The 21,588-nt window shown below is 50.9% G+C and carries 19 protein-coding genes; all 19 read right to left on the reverse strand.

What is annotated here, in order from left to right:
• Positions 1-6 precede the first annotated feature (6 nt).
• Positions 7-750 carry a 3-deoxy-manno-octulosonate cytidylyltransferase gene (gene kdsB, locus GT1_RS14455; protein WP_188399341.1) on the reverse strand — a complete coding sequence of 248 codons (744 nt, stop codon included), beginning with the start codon at positions 748-750 and terminating at the stop codon, positions 7-9.
• Entirely contained in the window at positions 747-3,266 is a 2,520-nt protein-coding gene (gene lpxK, locus GT1_RS14460; protein WP_188399342.1) for a tetraacyldisaccharide 4'-kinase, read from the reverse strand. The genes kdsB and lpxK overlap by 4 nt, the downstream gene beginning before the upstream one ends.
• A gap of 12 nt (positions 3,267-3,278) precedes the next feature.
• Entirely contained in the window at positions 3,279-5,003 is a 1,725-nt protein-coding gene (locus tag GT1_RS14465) for an ABC transporter ATP-binding protein (protein WP_188399343.1), read from the reverse strand.
• A gap of 27 nt (positions 5,004-5,030) precedes the next feature.
• Positions 5,031-6,173 (reverse strand): lipid-A-disaccharide synthase, encoded by a 1,143-nt coding sequence (lpxB, locus tag GT1_RS14470; protein ID WP_188399344.1) that lies wholly within the window; start codon positions 6,171-6,173, stop codon positions 5,031-5,033.
• Positions 6,174-6,192: 19 nt separating this feature from the next.
• Positions 6,193-6,996 (reverse strand): LpxI family protein, encoded by an 804-nt coding sequence (locus GT1_RS14475; protein ID WP_188399345.1) that lies wholly within the window; start codon positions 6,994-6,996, stop codon positions 6,193-6,195.
• A gap of 106 nt (positions 6,997-7,102) precedes the next feature.
• On the reverse strand, positions 7,103-7,924 hold the full coding sequence (lpxA, locus tag GT1_RS14480) for an acyl-ACP--UDP-N-acetylglucosamine O-acyltransferase (protein WP_188399346.1): 822 nt from the start codon (positions 7,922-7,924) through the stop codon (positions 7,103-7,105).
• A gap of 279 nt (positions 7,925-8,203) precedes the next feature.
• Positions 8,204-8,632, reverse strand: a complete 429-nt coding sequence (fabZ, locus tag GT1_RS14485; RefSeq protein ID WP_075757254.1) for a 3-hydroxyacyl-ACP dehydratase FabZ — start codon at positions 8,630-8,632, stop codon at positions 8,204-8,206.
• Between the two features lie 23 nt (positions 8,633-8,655).
• Positions 8,656-9,495, reverse strand: coding sequence for a UDP-3-O-acyl-N-acetylglucosamine deacetylase (lpxC, locus tag GT1_RS14490; protein WP_188399347.1), 840 nt, complete (start codon positions 9,493-9,495; stop codon positions 8,656-8,658).
• Positions 9,496-9,582: 87 nt separating this feature from the next.
• Positions 9,583-10,356 carry an amino acid ABC transporter ATP-binding protein gene (locus tag GT1_RS14495; protein ID WP_188399348.1) on the reverse strand — a complete coding sequence of 258 codons (774 nt, stop codon included), beginning with the start codon at positions 10,354-10,356 and terminating at the stop codon, positions 9,583-9,585.
• 34 nt (positions 10,357-10,390) lie between these two features.
• Positions 10,391-12,763, reverse strand: a complete 2,373-nt coding sequence (locus tag GT1_RS14500) for a hypothetical protein (protein WP_223226273.1) — start codon at positions 12,761-12,763, stop codon at positions 10,391-10,393.
• A gap of 119 nt (positions 12,764-12,882) precedes the next feature.
• On the reverse strand, positions 12,883-13,764 hold the full coding sequence (locus tag GT1_RS14505) for a lysophospholipid acyltransferase family protein (RefSeq protein ID WP_188399349.1): 882 nt from the start codon (positions 13,762-13,764) through the stop codon (positions 12,883-12,885).
• 11 nt (positions 13,765-13,775) lie between these two features.
• The gene (locus GT1_RS14510) at positions 13,776-14,408 is read right to left on the reverse strand and encodes a YjbH domain-containing protein (protein ID WP_188399350.1); all 633 of its coding nucleotides are present in this window, start codon (positions 14,406-14,408) and stop codon (positions 13,776-13,778) included.
• A 149-nt stretch (positions 14,409-14,557) separates the two neighbouring features.
• Entirely contained in the window at positions 14,558-15,577 is a 1,020-nt protein-coding gene (gene lpxD, locus GT1_RS14515; protein WP_188399351.1) for a UDP-3-O-(3-hydroxymyristoyl)glucosamine N-acyltransferase, read from the reverse strand.
• Positions 15,578-15,593: 16 nt separating this feature from the next.
• A complete protein-coding gene (locus GT1_RS14520) occupies positions 15,594-16,016 on the reverse strand; it encodes an OmpH family outer membrane protein (RefSeq protein WP_188399352.1) in 423 nt (140 codons plus the stop codon).
• An 88-nt stretch (positions 16,017-16,104) separates the two neighbouring features.
• Entirely contained in the window at positions 16,105-17,043 is a 939-nt protein-coding gene (locus GT1_RS14525; RefSeq protein ID WP_223226274.1) for a hypothetical protein, read from the reverse strand.
• 59 nt (positions 17,044-17,102) lie between these two features.
• The gene (locus tag GT1_RS14530) at positions 17,103-17,573 is read right to left on the reverse strand and encodes an OmpH family outer membrane protein (protein ID WP_075757132.1); all 471 of its coding nucleotides are present in this window, start codon (positions 17,571-17,573) and stop codon (positions 17,103-17,105) included.
• An 85-nt stretch (positions 17,574-17,658) separates the two neighbouring features.
• The gene (locus GT1_RS14535; RefSeq protein WP_223226275.1) at positions 17,659-18,924 is read right to left on the reverse strand and encodes a hypothetical protein; all 1,266 of its coding nucleotides are present in this window, start codon (positions 18,922-18,924) and stop codon (positions 17,659-17,661) included.
• 86 nt (positions 18,925-19,010) lie between these two features.
• Positions 19,011-20,744, reverse strand: coding sequence for an outer membrane protein assembly factor (locus tag GT1_RS14540; RefSeq protein WP_188399354.1), 1,734 nt, complete (start codon positions 20,742-20,744; stop codon positions 19,011-19,013).
• A gap of 20 nt (positions 20,745-20,764) precedes the next feature.
• Positions 20,765-21,352, reverse strand: a complete 588-nt coding sequence (locus GT1_RS14545; protein WP_188399355.1) for a hypothetical protein — start codon at positions 21,350-21,352, stop codon at positions 20,765-20,767.
• Between the last annotated feature and the right edge of the window lie 236 nt (positions 21,353-21,588).

A 21,588-nucleotide genomic window follows, 5' to 3' on the forward strand; every position in this document is an offset into this window, starting at 1 on the left:
AATATATTACTTTTGCAAAGTCTGAAAATAGGTATTCACCTTTTCCAGTTCTTCCGGGGTGTCAACACCGATGGATTTAAAGTCGGTTTTAAGCACTTTAATTTTGTGCCCATGCTCCAGTGCCCGGAGCTGTTCCAGCGACTCGGTCAGTTCCAGCGGTGTCGGCGGCAGTTTCGCGTAGTTGAGGAGAAATTCGCGCCGGTAGGCGTAAATGCCGATATGCTTGTACACCGGCAGCTGACCGTCAGGCAGCTTGGTATTACGGGGATATGGCAGCAGGGAACGCGAAAAATAGAGTGCGTAGCCGTCAATAGCAGTCACTACCTTTACCGCGCTGGGCAGGTTGTATTCACTTTTGTCCATTTCCGTCATAAGGGTTGCCATATTGAGCTCCGGACAATTATCAAAAGCGCCGGCCAAAAGGTCAATGACTTCCGGCGCTATGAGCGGTTCATCGCCCTGGACATTAATAATGATATCGGTCTCAGGATACTCTGCGGCAACTTCCGCCAGGCGGTCAGTGCCTGTCGGATGCTCCGGTGAAGTCATCATTACCTGGCCGCCAAACTCTTTGACCGCCTGATATACCAGTTCATGGTCTGTTGCTACCAGCACCACGTCCGGGCGTTTAGCCTGTTTGGCCCGCTCATACACATGCTGAACCATAGGTTTGCCGGCAATTAATGCCAGCGGCTTACCCGGCAGCCGGGTAGAGAAATACCGTGCCGGAATTACACATAAAACCTTCATTTTACATTACCCCCGCATTCGGAATAGGGTTTTGCCACTTCATTGATCATTGCCATGAGTTTTTCACAGCCGTCATGAAATCTGACTTCAATGGACAAAACATACACAGGCAGCGACCGCTCGGAATGAATAAACTCTGACGGGATTTTAACCGCGTCTTTGTCGGTGGTAATAAGCGCCGCTACTTGATTGTCAATGGCCTTTTGCATAATCCACTGCATTTCCGCCATGGTATAGTCGTGGTGGTCAGGATATCGCACCGCATCAACCACCACTCCGCCTAAATCCGTGATGGTTTTTTCGAAGGAGGACGGATTGCCGATGGCCGAAAATGGCAGGATGGAGCGGTCTTGGATGACAGTTAACGGCACATGTTCAGAAGCGACACCTTTGGACCATTCCGCAATTTCAATGAAACACTGCGGCGTATGCGTACTCTCGACAATCAATGCTTCATTGTTGTATTTTGCCAGGGTTTCCCTGATGGTCTCCTTGGCCTCATCTGTCGCCTGATCCACCTTGGTCAACAGGAAGGCATTGGCCCGGTTTAAATTGGCCAGCGGTTCCCGCAGAGTGCCGCGCGGCAGCAAGCAATTATTGCCGAAAACATTCAGCGCATCAATAAGCAGAATATCAAGATCACGCTGGAGCAGCCAGTGCTGATAGGCATCATCCAGGATGATTATCTCGGCCTGCAGGTTATTTACCGCATATTCACCGGTGATATAACGGTTGCGGCCAATAATTACCGGTACTCCCGGCAGGCTTTTAGCCAGCAGGTAAGCTTCATCGCCGGCCTCACCGGCTGACATATAAATTTTCCGGCCGTCAGATACTACACCGACTTCCCCTTTCCAGCTGGCCCGGTAACCGCGGTTTAAGATTACCACCCGGTGACCCATGTCCCGGATGATGGCGGCCAGCCGCTGGGCGGTAGGCGTTTTGCCGGTTCCGCCCACGGTAATATTGCCCAGGCTGATTACCTTGCAGGGCAGGCGATAGGATTTTAATATCCCAGACCGGTAGAAAGCAAGTTTGATGGAAACACCGAGACCGTACAACACCGACATGGCACGGAGCACAGCCAGCAGCACGGCAGCAAACAGCCCGTGTTTTTCACCATGCACCAGTTTGTACAGATAGATTTGCGGGGCTTCCCGGTGCGGCATCTTATGGTCTGTGCCCTTGCCCCGCCGGTGTGCCGGCGAGGTTGCCAACTCCCCGGAGCTTTCAAGCACTTCTTTTAACAGCAAAGCGCTTTTCCGGGATGCACCCTGGTTTTCGCTGATAATGGCCAGCGCCGCCTGACCCATTTCCTGTATTTTCTCCGGATTGTGCAGCAGGCTGCGGATGGTCGCCGTCAAATCGGCGCTGTCCTTTACGGTCAGGCACGCGCCGCCGTCAGACAGCATAGCATAGCTGGTTTTAAAATTAAACATATGCGGCCCGACAAGAATGGGTTTGCCGTGAGCGGCAGGTTCCAGAATATTATGCCCGCCACGGGGAACCAGGCTGCCGCCGGTATAGACAATATCGGCAACACCGTAAATTTTCCCCAGCTCACCGATGGTATCAATGATAATGATGTTGGGCAGGACGGCAGGCCTGTCCGCCGGCAGCCGGGTGCGTCGGACAGCCTGAAGGTCATAGTCTGCCGCCAGTTCAATGATTTCTTCGGCCCGCATAATATCGCGGGGGGCGACGACCATCTGGCTGTCGGGAAATTCCGCGATAATCTGACTAAAGGCCGTAAACAGTGCTTCTTCTTCACCCTTGTGCGTGCTGCCTGCCACAATAATCGAACCCGATTCCCGCAAATGCAGGGTATGATATAAGGCGGTCTTTTCCTCACCGCTCAGGGTGGTATAGCTTTGATCAAATTTCGTGTTGCCGGTAACCACTACCCGCCGGGGATCGGCGCCAAGCTTCATAATATACTCGGCATCAATGGGGGATTGCATGCAAAACTGCACAATGGTACCCAGCATGTCTTTGAGCACACCCCGGAAATAGGAGTAGCGGTTCAGGCTTTTTTCGCTGATTCTCCCATTGACCATGATGACCGGAATCTTCATGACTTTAGCGGTTTTCAGGAAATTCGGCCATAATTCGGTTTCGACCAGCAGAAAAACCCTGGGGCGGATTTTGGAAATGACCGCACGGCTGAGAAACGGCAGATCAAGGGGAAAATAGATGATGCCGTCAGCCTCGGGAATAATTCGTTTTGCCATATCATAGCCGGAAGCCGTAACCACCGATACCAGTATCGGTCTGCCGGGAAGCTCTTGCTTTATCTCCTTGACTACCGGACTGGTAGCAACAATTTCGCCCACCGAGGCGGCATGCAGCCAAATAGCGTCTTTGCCGGCCACTTTAGCCACCGTTTCCTCAGGCAGTCTGCCCAGGCTCTGCTTCAGACGCTCGGCAAAGCCCTCCTCGCGGATGGTTCTTATGAAAAACACCGGCAGAGCCAGAATAACCAGTAGTACGGCTATAATGTTATAAATAAGATACATATTAATACCTCTTTATTTATTAGCAAACTGCACCTGGTACAGCTTGCTGTACAATCCGCCTGCGGTCAGCAGCTGCTCATGAATGCCGCGCTCGATAATGCGTCCTTTGTCCATTACCAGAATGATATCGGCCCGCTGTACGGTAGACAGGCGATGGGCAATAACAAACGAGGTGCGGTTGACCATGAGCTTGTCCAGTGCGTCTTGTACCAGTTTCTCACTTTCGGTGTCCAGCGCCGAGGTGGCTTCATCCAGAATCAGTACCCGGGGGTCTTTGAGGATAGCTCTGGCAATGGCAATGCGCTGGCGCTGTCCGCCGGAAAGCTTGGAGCCGCGTTCGCCAATCTGCGTGTTATACCCTTCCGGCATACCTATAATAAACTCATGGGCGTTGGCGGCCTTGGCGGCGGCAATAATGGCCTCCTCGCTGGCCTTAAGATCGCCATATAATATATTTTCATATACCGAGCCGTTGAACAGGACAGTTTCCTGGGGCACGATACCAATTTGCTCACGCAGTGATGCCAGGGTTACGGTCTTAATGTCGTAGCCGTCAATGGTTATGCGGCCGCTCATGGGGTCATAGAACCGCGGAATGAGGTTGGCAATGGTAGTTTTGCCGGCACCGCTCGGCCCGACAATAGCAACCATCTGGCCGGGTTCCACGGTTAGCGATACATCGGCCAGTGCCATTTCGCCCGGCTTATAGGAAAAATTCACCTGTTCAAAGGTTAACCGGCCGGTGATGCGCGGCAATTCCTTCGCGCCAGGCATATCTTTAATTTCAGGTTCGGTATCGAGAACGTCAAACACCCGCTGTGCCGCTGCCAGCGCCCGCTGGATATTGGAATACACCCGGCTCAGGCGTTTGATGGGATTGGTAATATTGACGACATAGATTAGAAAGGCAATAAGCGCTCCTGACGACAGGTTGCCGTATATGACCTCACGCCCGCCATACCAAATGATGAGGGTAACACCAATGGCCCCTAAAAACTCAATAATCGGCGTTAAGGTGGCACTAAGCTGCGCTGTTTTCATTTGCGCCCGGAAATTCGAATAGTTTTCCCGGTTAAAACGTCCGATTTCATATTCTTCGCGGACAAAGGATTTGATGACTCTTACCGCTGAAATGGTTTCCTGGAGAACAGAGGTAATATCAGCCGCCCGCTCCTGCGTTATCCGGCTGGCGGTTCGCAGGCGTTTGCCGAAAATATTGATGGCCTGCGCCACCAGCGGCATGGTAATCAAAGTCAGCAAGGCCAGTTTCCAGTGGATATAGAACATGGCCGCCATTGAACCAATTAATATCGCCGACTCGGTCACCAGCTCAATGACACTTTCAACAAGCGCGTTTTGCAGGGCAGCCACGTCATTGGTGACATAGCTCATAATACTGCCTGTCTGCCGCTTTTCAAAATACGACAGTGACAGGCGCTGAAAATGGCGGTATAACCCCTCCCGGATATCAATAACTACCCTCTGACCAATATAGGACATCAGGTAGTTTTGGCCAAAAAAGAAAAAACCGCGCAGTAAGTAAACTGCCACAATACCCCCGGCAATGATGTTCAGCTTATACATGTCCTTGGCGGTCAGTACATCATCAATCACATTTTGAATAATCCAGGGCAGCACCAGATTGGTGCCTGACGCTACCAGAATACAGACAATGGCCATGATAAAGCGCGGCAGGTATGGTCTGATATATTGTAACAATCGCAGATAAAGATTCATCTAGTTTTAACCTCATAACTTGAAATATCAGCGAAGCTGTCTTGCCTGCGCCACTTCCAGGATAACTTCGGCTACTCTGTGCACAGCACCGGTTTGCCCGAGTTTCTCCTTTACTTCCGCTAAGTCTGCCATTACTTTTTCCCGCACAGTCTGATCGGTCAGCAAGACAAGAGTCTCAGCGGCAATCGTGCCAGGGTTGGCCTCGCCTTGCAGCAGTTCCGGCACAATCCTCCGCCCGGCCACAATGTTCGGCAAGCCGATATTCGGTATTTTTACCAGGAGTTTCCCCAGCAGATAGGTAAGTGCCGCCATTTTATAAATAATGACAGTAGGCACTCCCATTAGCGAAGTCTCCAGGGTGGCTGTGCCTGAGGATGCGATAGCAACATCGGCTATCCCCATTAAATCATAGGTGTGCTCAGTTGTCAGGGTAACATCCATAGTATAACCGTCAATCATATTTTGCAGCATTTCCCGGGAAATTGTCGAGGCAACCGGCAAAAAAATCCGGCAGTCAGGCACTTGCCCGGCAACCTGCCGGCAAGCCTCCAGCATAACGGGCAGCAGGCTGCTGACTTCCTGCTCACGGCTGCCTGGCATCAGCAACACTACCGGCTGACCTGGACGTACATTAAAAAACCGGTAAGCTTCTTCTTTAGCCAATGACGGTTTGACAATATCTACCAGCGGATGCCCGACGAAGGTTACATTGGCTCCGGCCTCACGGTACACTTCGGCTTCAAACGGAAAAATGGCTGCCAGCTTATCGACCAGCCCGGCCACGTCCTTCGCCCGGCCGCGCCGCCACGCCCAGGCGGAAGGGCTGATATACGAGACAACCGGAATGCCTTTTGCCTTAGCGATTTTTGCCAGTCTCAGATTAAAATCCGGATAGTCGATAATTACCAGAACATCCGGACGTTCCTGATCCATAAGTGCCGCAAGATTATCACGCAACGCAAATAATTTTCCCAGGTTTTTGACGACTTCCACAAAACCAATAACCCCCAGGCCGGCGATGTCATAGTTCACAGTAACACCGGCATCCCGCATCGCCTTGCCGCCCATCCCGAAAAGTTCAATATTGGGTTCAAGCAGTTTCAAAGCGGCGGCGACGCTGGCGCCATGCAGATCGCCGGAGGCTTCGCCGACTGAGATCATTATTTTCATAGTATCCTCCAGGTTTCTCTTACATTACCACAATACATATTCCGTGCTTGTCAGCCTGTTCAATCACTGTTTGCCTGTCCACCAGCAGGGTTTTGCCTGCCTCCATCACCAAAGCGGCTGCACCGCTTTCAAGCATGGCTGCCAGCGTATCAGGCCCCACACAGGGTACATCAAAGCGTGAATCCTGTTTGGGTTTAGCGGCCTTAGCGACAATAGCGGCGCCCCGCCCCAGCTGGCCGCCGCGCCGGATGCAGGCATCGGTTCCCTCAATGGCTTCCACCGCCAGTACGGCTTTATTTTTAACAATTACAGTTTGCCCAATATCCAGGCCCCCTATTTTGCGGGCCAAACCTAAGCCAAACTCCATATCTGCCAGTTGCTCCGGGGTGGGCTCTAGCCGGGTAAGTACACCTGCCGGCGGCATCAGCTGCCTGATAAATTCTGTTTGGTCAAGCACCCCGATACCTTCACCTGCCAACTCCCGTACCAAAGCCAGCATAACCGTATCGTCATTCAAGTCTTTGAGTCCGGCGAGCAGCTGCTGCATGCGGGCATCAGGCCGGGCCGAACCACTGAATAAATGCTCTTTGGTAACCTTGCCCAGCATGGTAACTTGCTGTACGGCTTCTTGTTTTAGCAGGGCCAGCAGCTTGTCCAGCTGGCCTAAACCGACAGTATGGAATTTGTCGGCGGCTTTGCTTAGCTCCTCATCCACCCCTGGCGCAACACCTATGGCAATCACGGCAAAGCCCATGCCGCGAGCGGCACGGGCAAATTCAACCGGCAACCGGCCAATACCGGCAATAAGTCCTATTGTCTTCATACTGGTCCCCACCTTATGTAGCTTGATGCAGCCTGCAAGCCGCATCAAGCGCTGTATTGTTTCAAGTTAGTAATATAGGTTTTGCCAAGCAAGGCTTAGCTATGCGTTAATTGTCCGCATCCTTGCGTCCGCGGCAAATACCGCGTTCGGCATTGCGGAGAAAACGCATCATATGCTCAATTTCTTCACAGGAATCAAGTTCCTGCTCCATTACGGCAATGGCCTGGGTCAACGTCAGGCCTGAACGGTAAAGAATCCGGTAGGCCTTCTTGAGGTTACGGCGGGTAGTCTCATTCATGCCGGCACGTGACAGGCCGACATTATTGAGGCCGCAGACTTTGGCCGGATGCCCGTCAACAATAACAAACGGCGGTACATCCTGAACCACTTTCGAAGCCCCGCCAACCATGGCATTGCGGCCGATTTTTACAAATTGGTGCACACCGGTCAAGCCGCCGATAACCACCCGGTCCTCTACCACCACATGGCCGGCCAAGGTTGCCGCATTGGACATAATAACATGATTGCCGACAATGCAGTTATGAGCCACATGGGTATATGCCTGGAGCAGGCAGTTGCTGCCCACCCGCGTTTCTTCACCTTCGCCGGTAGCCCGGTTAATTGTCACAAATTCGCGGATTTTGGTGTTATCGCCAATAAATACATAGCTTTTTTCTCCACGGAATTTCAAATCCTGCGGTTCGGTACCAATAGAGGCACTGGGAAAAATAACACAATTTTTGCCGATACTGGTCCAGCCGTCAATTACGACATGGGCGCCAATTTGCGTCCCGTCGCCGATGAGCACATTTTCGCCAATAACGGCATAGGCTCCTATTTCAACATCTTTGCCGATACGGGCATTGGGATGAACAACTGCAGTTTCGTGTATCTTACGTAATGGTATTACAACCGCTTCCGGTTTCATACGATAATCAACTCCCCACTAAATTAGAACTTGTAAGCAGGTCTCATAGTTCGTTTCTTTCTATTTATATATATTCCGACTGATCAGTCGAAAAACGGCATGCTAAAATTAGGCAAAATAACCTTAATCAAAGCGCTAAGCTGCATTTTTGCCGATTAGCACGCAGATTTCAGTGGATATATCGGTTTTTCAGCTATTATCGTGTGTCGTTCTGAAGTTAAGCCCCCGGCTAAGAGCCACTAACCGTTAGTTGGGCTTAACACCCCGGTTAAAACGGCTTTAGCGTGAATTGAGGGCAAACAGAAATTCGGCTTCGGCTACAACCTGTCCGTCGACAAAGGCTTCAGCCCACACTTTACCGACACTGCCACGGACTTTTATGATCTCAGCTACCATGCGAAGCTGGTCGCCGGGAGTTACAGGCTTTCTGAATTTAATCTTTTCCATGCCTGCGAAGTAGGCTATCTTTCCCCGATTTTCTTCCGGATATAACAAGGCTACCCCTCCAACCTGGGCCATAGCCTCAAGAATAATCACTCCCGGCATAATAGGCTTTTCCGGAAAATGCCCCATAAAAAAGTGTTCATTAATTGATACATTTTTTATGCCTACTGCCCGTTTCATCGGTTCCAGCTCAATAATACGATCAACAAGCAGCATGGGGTAACGGTGCGGAATAATCGCCTGAATTTCGGTTGCTGATAAAATCACGGAAAAACGCCTCCTCAAAATCAATCACATACTTGCATATTTGCTTTTATTATCTCTTTCGCCAGTGCGGTATTGAGCGCATGGCTTGACTTTACGGCAATAACATGGCCGGCTATCCGGCCTGCCAGTGCCAAATCACCGATTACATCTAAAATTTTATGCCGGACCAGTTCATCAGGGAACCTGAGCGGCGTTAAGCATTTCTCATCATCATATACTACTGCGTTGTCTAAACTCCCGCCCAAAGCCAGACCTTGCGCCTTGAGGGCTTCCACCTCGTGCATAAAGCCGATGGTACGGGCAGGTGCCAGTTCCCGGGCAAACACTTCAGGAGTTATCTCATAGTCACCAAACTGAACGCCCAGCAGCGGGTGCGGGTTAATGGAAGTAAAGGTAATGCGAAATCCGTCATAAGGCAAAATAGCAATAAATTTGTCCGGATAACGCACGGCAATGGTTTCTTTTACAACAATCGGCGGCCGGCGAAGTTCATCCTGCCGGACGATGCCTGCCGACTCAATCAGCCGGAGAAAGGGCAGCGAACTGCCGTCGGCAACCGGCGGTTCCACCGAGGATATTTCCACAAAACAATTATCAATATCCATCGCATAGAAAGCGGCTAACAGATGTTCCACGGTAAAAACCTTGGCGTCACCGCTCTCTAAGGTAGTGGCCCGCATAGCATTGGTTACATTGGCTGCCCGCGCAGCTACACGCGGCAGCCCGGCAAGATCGGTGCGGACAAATACAATGCCGCTGTCAGCCGGAGCCGGCTTGAGTGCAATGGTTACATCCCGCCCGGAGTGCAGACCAATACCGGTATACATTACGCGAGACGCTACTGTGGTTTGGCGTTCCATTAGGTTCCTCCTGAATTGTCTAATACCAATTTATTCTACAGGAATTTGAGAAATTACGCAAGCATGGATTGTAGAGGAAAGGCATTGTCAGGCGCTGCGCTTGCCGGAGAGCGTACGGGCGCTGGTATTGAGCTGGTATTCAATCAGTTCTTTATACTGGCAGCCGACGTGGGAAACAGGGTTAACAAATACCTGGCTGGGTACCCCGGCTTCGACAATCGTGCCCTTTTCCATAAGCACAATGCGGTCGGCCACATGCAGGGCAAAGGCTATTTCGTGAGTAACCACCAGCATGGTGGCTGCACGGTATTTGGCCAGTTCCTCCATGACTACCAGCACTTCCCGCACCAGCATCGGATCAAGCGAAGCCGTCGGCTCATCCCATAGCATCAGCTCAGGTTCGAAGGCCAGTGCCCGGGCGATACCCACCCGCTGCTGCTGACCGCCGGACAACTGTCCGGGCTTGTGTTCTCTGAACTGCTCCATCCCTACTTTGGTCAGTGCGGCGACAGCCTTGTCATAGGCCGCCTCTTTGGGCTGCCCTCCCATAACCAGGCCCAGCATGACATTCTGGGCAGCACTAAGCCGGTTAATGAGATTAAATTGTTGAAATACATAGCCAATGCGTTTACGCATATGGCGTAAGCCGGCATCATCTAATTGGGTCATTTCCACGCCGTCAACCAGGATTGAGCCGGTATCCGGCTCAATCAATCGGTTAATGGTGCGAATGGTGGTTGACTTGCCGCAGCCTGACGGCCCCATGATAACAACGGTTTCCCCTTTTGCTACCGCCAGATTCAGGTTGTCAACGGCGACAAGGCTGCCGAATTTCTTGGTTAGGTGCCGGATATTGAGCACACGGCTCACCCCCTTAGATAACATGTTGAATATATTACTTGAATTTCACTTTGCGCTGATTGAGTTTTTGCATCAGTCCCGGGCGACCGCCCGGAATAACAATCTCGCGCATAATTTCATCTGCCGACAAGCCCAGAGCTTCACCGGCCATGACTTCTTCATCGGCAATCGGACTGATTTTTTCAGTATAACAGGCCACTAAAAAGCCAAGTACGGCTCCCACTAGCGGCACACCCACCCAGGGCAGATAGGGAATGCCGCCGCCTGCCAGCAGGAAGATGGCTGTCAGCAGCAAAGCGCCTACACCCATTCCATAACAGCGTTCCGGGACGGTAAAGATACCTGTCAGTCGTGCCACTGTCCGGCGCCAGCCGGTAGCAGGAACTTGTTGATTGAGCCGTTTGCGGCGGATAACGGTCATAATGCCGGTATGGTCAAGTCCCAGGAACAGGATGGTGGCAATAATGGCCGTCATCCCGGCCAGAATGCTTTTTACTTCGGTAAGCACCTGGTACAACTCGCCGCGCGGGTCGGGCTCGATGATTCCTAATGCCGTCGAATACAGGGAGGCATTGTTGTGGCCTGCCTGCTTGTGCACAACCGGTGCCACGGCATTAATGTCAATATGGCCGGTAGTTAGAATCTGAATACGGGCACCGGGAATTACCTGTCCGGCAATAAATTTATCCAGGAGATTAATGGAATGGCTGATTTCTTCGTCTTTAAGGTCAGGAACGGCACTTGCCAAATAAGCAATTTGGGCGGCAATCACCGGCACATCAATTTGCTGCAATTGTCCCAGATGGCTATTGGCGCTGGCAAGGCTGGTTCTGGCCCCGTTAACGTCAAAGGCTTTCAGCGTATTGAGGCTGGTTTGACCATTAACAGCAATATTGTCAAGAACAGACTTGGCGCGGCGGGCATTGTCCGCCACACTGTCAAGCTGAGCCAGGTTTGTGCTCAGCGTAATGAGATTTTGCTGCGCACCGCTGACGTTGTTAACCGTTTTGTCCACATCGCCATTGACCAACCGGACTACCTGCAGCGTATTGACCAAACTGCCTAATGTGTTGGACGAATTGTCAAGCTGGCTGCGAATACTGCTGGTATCAATACCGGCAAGCGCGCTCGTGGCCGTCTGAATCGTGCCGCCGGCTGCCTGCAGGCCGGATAAGGTTTGCTCTAAAGCGTTAACCCCGCTGTCATAATGTTCCAGAGTACCCAGGGCAACAGAACTCATACTTTTGGCATCTTGTGCAAAGCCGGGAATTTGTCCGACCAGTTTGCCTGTTTCACCAAGCGCCTGGCCCAGTTCCTGGCGCGGGTTCTTGTAAACGGCAGTCGCCGTTTGTCCGCTTACCGTATTGTTCTCCAGCTTGTAACCCTGGATGCTGCCTGACGGATGATCCAGCCAGGAAGCGTCCCCCTCGGTTATCCGACCTTCCAGTTTGCCACCGGTGCCTGCTGCCGTAATCTCTGCCACAACATTTCCTTTGGCAATCATGCCACCGGCCTGTGGCGGCTCGGCTGCAGTCCCCTGAAAGACAACAATATCCCCTTTGCCCAGTTCGGTACCGGCAGCCGGGGTAATGGTAATTTGCGACCCATAGGCCTGCAGGAAGCGTTTAAGCTCCAGCATTGTGCTTACCATATAAGTCATATCACTATTTTCGCCGTCAACAGATACGTTCTGCGCATACTCTAACTGCAATTCCTGTTGGATAGCCCCGGCAATGCTTTCTCCCAGACGCAGCGGGTTGGCAGGTTCACTGCCTACCGGGAAACTAATTTCAATTACCTGATAATCTGACAGCAGCGACTTAATAGCTGTATTGACAGCCGCCGATTTATCAAGCGAGTTTAAGATAACCCCGACAGAAGAGCCGTCGCGAAAGGTGAAGCGAACGCCGTCCATCTGTGAGATTTTATCTAAAAGCATATTTCTCGCTCCCTCCGGCACACCACGCACAGTCAGTCGCGGGTCAGTCATTACCCCGACACTTGCGCCGCCGGGAATGCCGCCAAAGGTTTTCGACAGTTCTTCGTATACGGTTTTGGTTTTAAAGGACTCAGGCAAAGCGATAAAGAAAGGGGTCTTACCGGTAATTGTCGGTCCTTCTTTAATTTTGCCGCCTGGGAATACTTCATTGACAATCTTGGCAATATGAACAGCCGCATCCTCGCGGTTTTCTTCTCTGATCTGAAGTAATATGTCATATTCCCCATAGTCACCCACAAGGCTGGCCAGGGTTTTCGAAAAGTACGTGTTGGCAGCCATGGAGACCGAACTGGCTAACAGGGCGCCGATGAGTACACTGACAACAAGCAGTGTCAGAATATCGCGCTCAATAGAATCCTTGAAGATACTTTTAAGAAATTTAAGGTTTTTTATACCTAGTGTCAGCATCCCTTCAGTCACCTCACTCCCGGAGTCCATTATAGCACGTATATCATTTTATTGTCCATAAGTATATCAAAAAATCAATTTTTGTATATATTGTAAAAGTACAAAAAAATAAGAGGGGATTACCCTCCTATAGTTTTCCCGGCAGGCGGCGGCGTTTTCCAGCGGTTGTGCAGCCAAAACCATTCCTGCGGGTATTGTCTGATATGATTTTCAATAATTTGGGTCAATTTCTGGGTTGTCACCAGAATATCGTGGTCACGGTCGGCGGTTTTTTCCACCATCACCGGCGGGTGAATGATAGCCGTATGGGTGCCGTCCGGATTGGTGGCAATAAAAGCCGGCACAATCGGCGCATGATTCAGGCGTCCCAAAGCGGCAGCTCCCTGCGGCGTAGAAGCCGGCCGGGAAAAAAATTCAACAAATACGCCATCGGTGTGATTATCCTGATCCATCAGAAGGCCGATAATTTTGCCGCCGCAAAGCAGCTTAACCATTTCCCTGACCCCGGTTTTATAGGTAACATGCATGCCGGCCTTTGTCCGGTATTCATTAATAAATCTGTCCATGGCATGATTTGTCTGCCGCTGTACAACAGCCACCAGGGGAAAGCCATGCATGGCAAGAGCGGCTCCTAAGAGTTCCCAGTTACCGGCATGGGCGGTGGCCAGTACCGCGCCGCGTCCTAGCTTCAGGGCGTCTTCAAGATGCTCCTGGCCTGTCAGCTTAACATAATTTCCAATATTCTCAGGGGTAAGCCGGGGCATGTGGAGCACTTCCATGAACATGGGGCCAAAGCGTACAGCACTGGCCTTGGCCAGCGAGCAAGCCCGGTCTTCATCAACCCCCAGGCTGCGCTTAATATTGGTCGCCGCCATCCGCTTTCTTTTGGCCGGAACCAGCGGCCAGCACAGCCGCCCGATCAGCGTTCCCAGGCCGCGCCTGATGCCGGCCGGCAAACAGCATACGATGCGGCTTATGCATTTTACTAAATAATATTGCATCGGCGCTGCTCCTAATAGGTGTAGCTTAGGCCAATGTAGGTTTCGCTGTGACGCCAGCCGGCATCGATTTTGAGACCGGGAACAATGGACATCCGTGCGCCATAGTTCATGCGGTCACCATCCCACTCGGCAATAAGAGTCGTGGCCGGAAAAATGTTGTTGCCTGTAACCGCACCGATCGGGCTGATGGTTTTTTCAATGGCGGCAAATACACCGTCATAGCGTCCGTCGCCAACACCTGCATGAAGCCGGAAGCCAAAAGGCAGGGCTTTGCTGGCCGCAGCATAGTGCGTGCGTTTAGCATCATTGCCGATATCTTCCACACCGACAGCCAGGCCGGGAGTCAGTACCGTCTCAGATAACAGACTGTACTTGAAATTAACCAGCGTCTCATTATCTTTGCTCACATCACTGTCATAACGGAAGCCGGCCACACCCAGCTCCAGATTTTTTGCCAGATTGAGGTTAAGGGCACCAACGCCGCCTTCTTTTAAATGATAATAGCCAAGAGAAAACTGTCCCTCTTGCAGAACATCGGCAGTCGGGGTGTTGATCAGGCCTGTCGAACCGTTAATGGATGGTGCGGCATATGCAGGAGCTGCGGCCAATAGTACAACAGCCGCTGCGAGAATGGTTCTTTTCATGATTCTTCTCCTTACTTTTCCTTGATAATGGATAATGGGCTATAAATATATAATAATTCCCCACCCGGCGCAAAAATCCTGCTAAAGCCCTTGCGCCAATTTGTGGGCAGGCCATAAGATAACGAGGTATCGCAGGATACCTCGTTATCTTATTTCTTTTCTATATCAGCCAGCCGCTGCTCAAGCTCACGGATTTTTTTGATGAGGTCAGGCAGCCTGCCGATAGCGGCTTCGGAACGCAGCCATTCTTTATGAGGACGGGCAGGAAAACCGGCATAAAAGGAATTCGCCGGGATGTCGTTAATGGGCGCCGACCTGGCGGCAAACACACAATTGTCGCCGATAGTCAAATGCCCGGCACTGCCTGCCTGGCCGGCAAAGGTTACATTATTGCCGATTTTGGCACTGCCGGCAATACCGGTCTGCGCTACAAAGAAGCAATTTTCGCCAACAACCACATTGTGTGCCAGGTGCACCAGGTTGTCAATTTTGGTGCCTTGCTTGACAATCGTACTGCCGGTAGTGGCCCGGTCCAGACAGGTATTGGCACCGATTTCGACGTCATTCTCAATAATGACATTACCCACCTGCGGCACTTTTTGGTGTCTGCCGTCAATGGTGACAAAACCAAAACCGTCACTGCCGATTACCGCACCGCTCTGAATAATCACCCGGTCACCGATATGACAGTTTTCTCTGACAGTAACATTGGGATAGATGAGTGAATGACTGCCGATAGTAGCCTCACGCCCAATATAGGTGTGCGGATAAATGATAGTATTATCACCGATTTCGGCATATTCATCAATGACAGCATAGGCCATAATGCTCACATTGGCACCCAGCTTGGCGGTAGCGCTTACCACTGCTGCCGGATGAATGCCCGGCGGCACGTCAGGCTTAGGGGTAAACAGGCTCAGCAGCGTGGTAAAGGCCATCCGGGGGTTAGCCACCCGGATGGCCGGTTTGGGAAAGGTTTCAATGGTATCAGGAATGATTACGGCAGCCGCCGCACTTTTTCCTGCTTTGTCAAGGTGCGGCGGCACTGCAAAAGTAATATCACCCGGACCGGCGTCATCAATATTGGTGACGCCGGTAATTTCTATGCCGGCAGTATGGGTAGCCGTACCATGAATCAGGGCGGCAATCTCAACTAACGTCTTTTTCACACAAGCTGCCTCCCGCTTATTGCATTTTGCCGATTACAGCATCAGTGATATCGGTGCCGCCTTGCGCTACACTGTTTTTGTAGAGTACAACACTGAGCTTTTTCTCGGTGCTTACTTGCTCAACTGCCTGTTTGATGCTGGCGTCAATTTGGTTTTCCAGGTCTTGCTTTACCTTCAGAAAATCGCCATAAGCTGCTTCCTGACGTTTTTGGAATTCCTCGGCACTAAGGCTTGCTTTATCTTTTTCCAGTTGATCGCTCAATTCTTTGCCTTTGGTATTCAGCTGTTCTTGAAATTGTTTAATTTTCGGGCTGTCGGACATAACCTTGTTGACATCAAGAACGCCAATATTTCCCTGGCTGCTGCTGCAGCCGGCCAGTGCCAGAGCACCAACAAAGATGAGTACCAGTACTAATGCCATTTTAATCTGTTTGTTCATCAGACAATCCTCCTTAGGAAGCTCTATGAGCACAAGCTCTCCCTGTGCTCATAGGCATCTCATATTGCTCATAGTATATGCAGGCAAATTATTTCTTAATCGCGTCAATCACGGCATCTGTCAGGTCTACCGCCCGAACATTGACCTGCTGTCCTGTCAGAACAGCCTCCAGGCCGCGTTCAACAGCTATTTTTGCCGTTTTATCCCGGATATCGTTCAGGATAAATTCTTCCAGAACCTTAATTTCCTGCTGTTTCATGCCAAGCTGCTGTTGTAAGCTGCTGTCCGCGGCAGATGGCGCGGCTGCCGGCTGGGTCAGTTTTGCCGACAATTCAGCCGTCTGAGCCGACAGTTTATTGTCAAGCTCACGGTTAAGCTGGGCGGCATAGGCAGCCAGTTCCTGTTCCATAGCCGCTTTTTCCGGAGCCAGCGCCGCCTCCAGCTGCTGAGCCATCTCCTGTTCTTTTGCCGACAGTTTAGCAGCCTGCTCCGCTTTTACGGCATTTATTTCCTGTTTAAGCGCAGTTGCCTGCTGTTCGTCCATACGCACAGTCTGCAGCTTGAGCTGCAGGTTAAAAAGCTGTGGCTGATATTGCTGGTTCAGTTCGCCGGCGTAAGCCTCAAGCTGTGCGGAAAGCTCCTGGCGCTTTTTCCCGGCCTGCTCCAGCAGCCGCGCCTGCAGTTCTTGCTGTTTTGCGGCAATTTTCACCTTGAATTCCTGTTCGACAGCTGATTGTATGCTGGCTGCCATATTGCCGGGTAAATTTATGGCCGCTTCTGACTGAGCAATACCTTTACCTGCCGTAGCAGCCAGCTGCTCTTTTATGGTGGCCGCCTGCTGTTTATTATTTTGCCATTCCTGGTATTTGGGATGAGACTGAACGGCTTTATCCACGCTGATAATACCCAGCTGCGGCGCTTCGGGCGGTTTGGTTTCAGGTGTTGAACGGGAGCAGCCTGCCAGCAGGACAGTGCTAAGCAGCAGGACTGCAAGAAACCTTACTGGTGTCAATTGAGAAGTAAACACCAAATCACCCTCTCTAGTTAAGGTTTGAGCCGAGCGCAAGCTCGGCTCAATGATTGCAATTATTTTCCGGTAAGTTTTTTCACAACATCGGCAGTCAGATCCTGACCACCATAAACTACATTATTAACATCAAAGACCACGGCAACACCCTTCGCATCGGCAACCGATTTAATGGCGGCATCTATTTTGTCATGAATTGGCGCCAACAACTCTTGTTCCTTCAATTGAAGGCGTTGCATGGTTTGATTATAGTAATCTTGTTTTTCTTTAGCCGACATATTGGCTGTCTTGGCATCAAAGTCTTTTTGTGCCTGTGCTAGTTCAGCATCCAGGGTTTCTCTGGCTTGGGTCAGGTCAGGCAGCTGTTGCAGCACCAGCGCCCGGTTTACCTTGCCAATATTGGATGAGGTACCGGCCGAAGCAGCATAACCTGTAGCGCTTTGCGATATCGCCAGTCCGAATATTCCCAGCAGAAATACCGCCACTACAGCAACGGCAACCATTTTTGCAACCTTCTTATCTTTAAACATTCTTTACCCTTCTTTCCTGCCCTCTGGCAATAAAATTTCTCCTCTACCCTCCAATTATATCAGGAAGCACCTTATTCAGCAAGTCTTACAAATTGGCGGTCAGTCTCAGCCAATTCTCTTTTTCGGTGAAAACATACTCGGCACTGAGGAATTCATGCAGCTTATATCTGACCCCAACTTCATAGTAATCCAGCTTCGGCGTGTCCTCAAGCCGGAGCATCCAGTCGCTGCCGATGTAGTGGTTAAGCCATAAGGTGCTATGGTGGTCTGAGACATTATATTTTAAACCGGCAAAAGTAGTTTCGGTAAATTTATGACCCCAGCCTGGCTCAAAGTCCCATTCCAGATTATCGGCAATAACTTTGATCTCCAAAAAGACTTCATCCCGGCTGCCTGTATATTTACCAAAATGTAATTTCGCGGAAGTAGTGTCGTCCTCGCGTCCCACATCCAGATTGCCTTCCAGCGTCAACCGGTATTTGTCAGTCTCGGCATTGAGAGTTACTTCGGTGACGACACCGGGCTCAACGACCGGCGTCAGAGTTATTCCATACCTGCTGACCAGCGATTGCTTGGCTGCCGCACTTTGCACCACTCCGGCAAAATATTTTTGATGCCGTTCCACAAAGGCTACCGGTAAACCGCGCATTATACCTGCCGCTTCGCGGATAGCCGTACCGGCCTCTGCCAGCAGCAGGTTGGGGATGGTACGGGAGCGTAAGGAAAGCTGAACCGTATCAACAACCGGACCGCTGGGAATCAGTGATAGTTTGATGTGGGTCTCCTGCCCGGCAGTAATCTCCAGATTGCTGCGAAATTCCGGCAGCTGGTTTGCTAATAAATCGCGGATAACGACCTTGGATACTCCGCCTGCCCAGGCTACCGAGTCAACCGGCAAACCAATTAAGACATCGCCTACCTGCTCTTCCAGCTGCTCAATATCCCGGTTAATCAAATTCATTACTTCCGGCGGCAAACTGCCACTGTCAAGCTCAAGGGAAACGCTGCGCACCACCTCGCCCCAGGGTTCCAGCACCACTGCAATCCGGGTGGTAGTTCCCGGTGTAATGACCGCCTGATCGACGCTGTAGCCGACAAGTACCCTGTTGAAAATCTCCCGGACAAGTTTTTCATAATTGGCCTGGTTTGCTCTTACATCGGCAACCGTTCGTCCGGCAAGCATTTCTTCCCCGACAGCCGTGATACTTGCCGTCATCCGTTTGGCAACCTTGTCCGGCGGCGGCTCAGCAGCCGTAATAGTCACCGCAATGGTATCCACCGTTGGGCCGGCGGCACTGCCGGTGCCGGGCCACAAGGCCAGCAGCAGGCCAAACAGGCTGAGAACTATCATCCGGCGTGGATGCATGATGCTAATGATGCACACCTCCCTGTACTAAATGAGTCAGGCCTGCGGCCTGACTCATTAGTTACTGCTGTTTAGAACTGGCCGCCGAAACTGAAGTGGGCACGACCGCCCTGTTCGCCTTTCGCATAGTCAATGCGGACAGGACCAATCGGAGTAGTCAAACGAAGACCTACACCAACACTGTAGTTAAGGTCGTCCAGTTTGTAACTGCCGCCTTCCCAGGCGTTAGCGATATCGGTGAAAACAACGCCTTGCACTTTGCTAACAACCGGGAACCGGTATTCCGCCGTAGCGGCCAGCATTTTATCGCCTTCAAACTGGTCGTCCTTGTAACCGCGCAGCGTATCGGAACCACCGACAGAAAACTTGCCATTTTCCGGCATGCTGCCATCGGCATAACCGGCAGTAAGCCGGGTGGCAATTACATGATCGCGGCCAACCTTGTGGTATTGGCGGCCTTCAGCGGTATATTTGTTAAAGTCAAAGTCACCGCCAAGCGAACCGCCGGCAAATTCGGCTGACAGAGAATAACGGGCTCCTTCGGTAGGATTAAACACATTATCCCGGGAATCAAACACGCGCATCAGCGTAATGCTGCGGGTCAAGCCAAAGTTATCTTCCAGATAGCCTTCATATGGCTGGCCTTTGGAGTAATCATAAGGCCCTTCAACATATTCAACATGCGTGTCTCTGCGGTTTTTGAAGGTAAGATAGTTGTGAATATATTCGCCATGCGGACGGCCAAGCGTAATATCAAAGCCTTTCCGTTTTTTATCATAGCTTGATTCCAAATTACCATCGGTATCATAGTCATCATATTCATTGGTCATATCATAGAAGCTGAAGCTCAGCGAGGTTTGCTTGCTGTCCAGCCAGGGACGGGTATAGCTTATCTCATAGTTGGTGTCGTCGGCACCGCCAAATTCCCAGTGCAATTTGACTCTGTCACCGGTGCCTCTAAAGTTGTTGTCACCCAGTTCGATAATACCAATCAGGCCGTCGGCTTTGCTGTAACCGCCGCCAATAGAGAAGGTGCCTGTCTTTTGTTCAACAACACTGGCCTCAAGCACAACCGCATTCGGCTCTTTGCCGGGATTGAGCTTCATATTGACATCTTCAAAATGACCCAGGTTGTACACTTTTTGCATACTGCGACGGGCGTCCTTTACGTTGAAAGGCTCACCCGGCTTAAGTTTCATCTCACGGGTAATAACTTGTTCCTTGGTCTTTTCGTTGCCTTTGACCACAATGCCTTCCAGTACGCCTTCACTGATTGTCAGCGTCAGTTCCCCGCCCGGCGACATAGCCACATCACTTACTTTGGCTAAAATATAGCCTTGGTCGTGATAGTACGACTCTATCGAGCGGACATTGGCGTTAAGAGTTCTGGTATTGAGGACGCCGTCTTTGCCTGTTGTCACCATTTCTTTAATTTTATCGGTAGATACCTTGTTATTGCCTTTAACGACAATGTCGGTTAATTTCGGGTTTTCCATAACGGTGTAAATAACTTTGACGCCTTCAGGCACTTCGCTGAAATTGGCAACAACATCAAAAAAGTAACCTAAATCATAGATTGCCTGCATGTCCTGTTTTACTTTCTCAGCCGTCAAAGCATCGCCTGGCCGGATTGTCACTACACCCAGAATCGTGCTTTCGGCAACCTGATGATTGCCTGTCACTGTTACCGCTGTAGCCGTCTTGCCTTCAATGTCTGCTGCATTAACAGGTAAGACTAAACTAACAGCCATGGTTAGCACAATCGCTGCAGCAATAAATATTTTAGACTTGTTAAGAATCTTCATGCATTACCTCCTCTGTAATTTCATTGTCCACGCAAAGATTTCCCGGCTAAACGAATAAGGTTGTCAACCTCATCAGGCGTCAAAGGCAATGCTTGCTCCTGCTGAGGTTTAGTCGATGGGTGAGATTGTTTATCCGCTGCCGGCGGCGCAGACAACTGCGGTGAGGCAGTTGTTCGGTCTTTTTCGGCTACAGCCTTATAGGCATTGGATTCAGGTACGACTGTCAGTGGTGATGATGTTGTTGTCATTACCCCGGAAAATTCATCGACTTGACTGGCTCTGGTCTGGTATACCGGGGCCGGCGCGCTAGTGGGCAGCGGCTGCTTGGCTCCCTGAGGGCCTGTTGCCCACAAATAGCTGGCAGTCATCCCGCCGGCAGCAATAACAAAGGCAATGCCAATAGCTATGCTATGCCGGAAAACAGAATAACGATGCCGCCAATGCTGCGAACGGTTTGTCTCTTTCGCCCGGGTAAGTTCAGCCTGAGCTAAAAACAAGTTGAGCTCACCACGAATATCGCTGTCTTTCTCAAAGGCCTCTTCGGCCTCTGAAAGCCACTGCTGCGCTGAGGTTAAATGTTTATTGATATTTTGTTTACAATCCGTCACATCCACCATCCCCTATTATAAACACTAATTATACTCCTGGGAAGAGGCCAGATTCTGGTTAGTGACAAATACTTAAAAACGGGCAAATTTTGCGTTTAGCCCGCTGAGTGTAACTATTTCAAGGTGTTTTGACTAGTTTTCTCTATTTTTCATTGTTACGGCGTGTTTGCTAAACACGCTACCTTAATCTTTGGAAACGGGCGAGAAATGTCCAGATGCTAGGCGCGACGAGGATT

It is taken from the genome of Sporomusa sp. GT1 (genome assembly GCF_014634905.1).
In the GTDB taxonomy this organism is placed as follows: Bacteria; Bacillota; Negativicutes; order Sporomusales; family Sporomusaceae; genus Sporomusa; species Sporomusa sphaeroides.

Excerpts from the sequence above, each read along its gene's own strand:
- GT1_RS14520 (WP_188399352.1), bottom strand. The coding sequence starts at position 16,016 with ATGAACAAACAGATTAAAATGGCATTAGTACTGGTACTCATCTTTGTT.
- GT1_RS14465 (WP_188399343.1), bottom strand. The coding sequence starts at position 5,003 with ATGAATCTTTATCTGCGATTGTTACAATATATCAGACCATACCTGCCG.
- GT1_RS14540 (WP_188399354.1), bottom strand. The coding sequence starts at position 20,744 with ATGAAGATTCTTAACAAGTCTAAAATATTTATTGCTGCAGCGATTGTG.
- lpxB (WP_188399344.1), bottom strand. The coding sequence starts at position 6,173 with ATGAAAATAATGATCTCAGTCGGCGAAGCCTCCGGCGATCTGCATGGC.
- GT1_RS14510 (WP_188399350.1), bottom strand. The coding sequence starts at position 14,408 with ATGAAAAGAACCATTCTCGCAGCGGCTGTTGTACTATTGGCCGCAGCT.
- lpxC (WP_188399347.1), bottom strand. The coding sequence starts at position 9,495 with ATGGAACGCCAAACCACAGTAGCGTCTCGCGTAATGTATACCGGTATT.
- GT1_RS14505 (WP_188399349.1), bottom strand. The coding sequence starts at position 13,764 with ATGCAATATTATTTAGTAAAATGCATAAGCCGCATCGTATGCTGTTTG.
- GT1_RS14530 (WP_075757132.1), bottom strand. The coding sequence starts at position 17,573 with ATGTTTAAAGATAAGAAGGTTGCAAAAATGGTTGCCGTTGCTGTAGTG.
- GT1_RS14475 (WP_188399345.1), bottom strand. The coding sequence starts at position 6,996 with ATGAAGACAATAGGACTTATTGCCGGTATTGGCCGGTTGCCGGTTGAA.
- lpxA (WP_188399346.1), bottom strand. The coding sequence starts at position 7,924 with ATGAAACCGGAAGCGGTTGTAATACCATTACGTAAGATACACGAAACT.
- GT1_RS14500 (WP_223226273.1), bottom strand. The coding sequence starts at position 12,763 with ATGCTGACACTAGGTATAAAAAACCTTAAATTTCTTAAAAGTATCTTC.
- GT1_RS14535 (WP_223226275.1), bottom strand. The coding sequence starts at position 18,924 with ATGATAGTTCTCAGCCTGTTTGGCCTGCTGCTGGCCTTGTGGCCCGGC.
- lpxK (WP_188399342.1), bottom strand. The coding sequence starts at position 3,266 with ATGTATCTTATTTATAACATTATAGCCGTACTACTGGTTATTCTGGCT.
- kdsB (WP_188399341.1), bottom strand. The coding sequence starts at position 750 with ATGAAGGTTTTATGTGTAATTCCGGCACGGTATTTCTCTACCCGGCTG.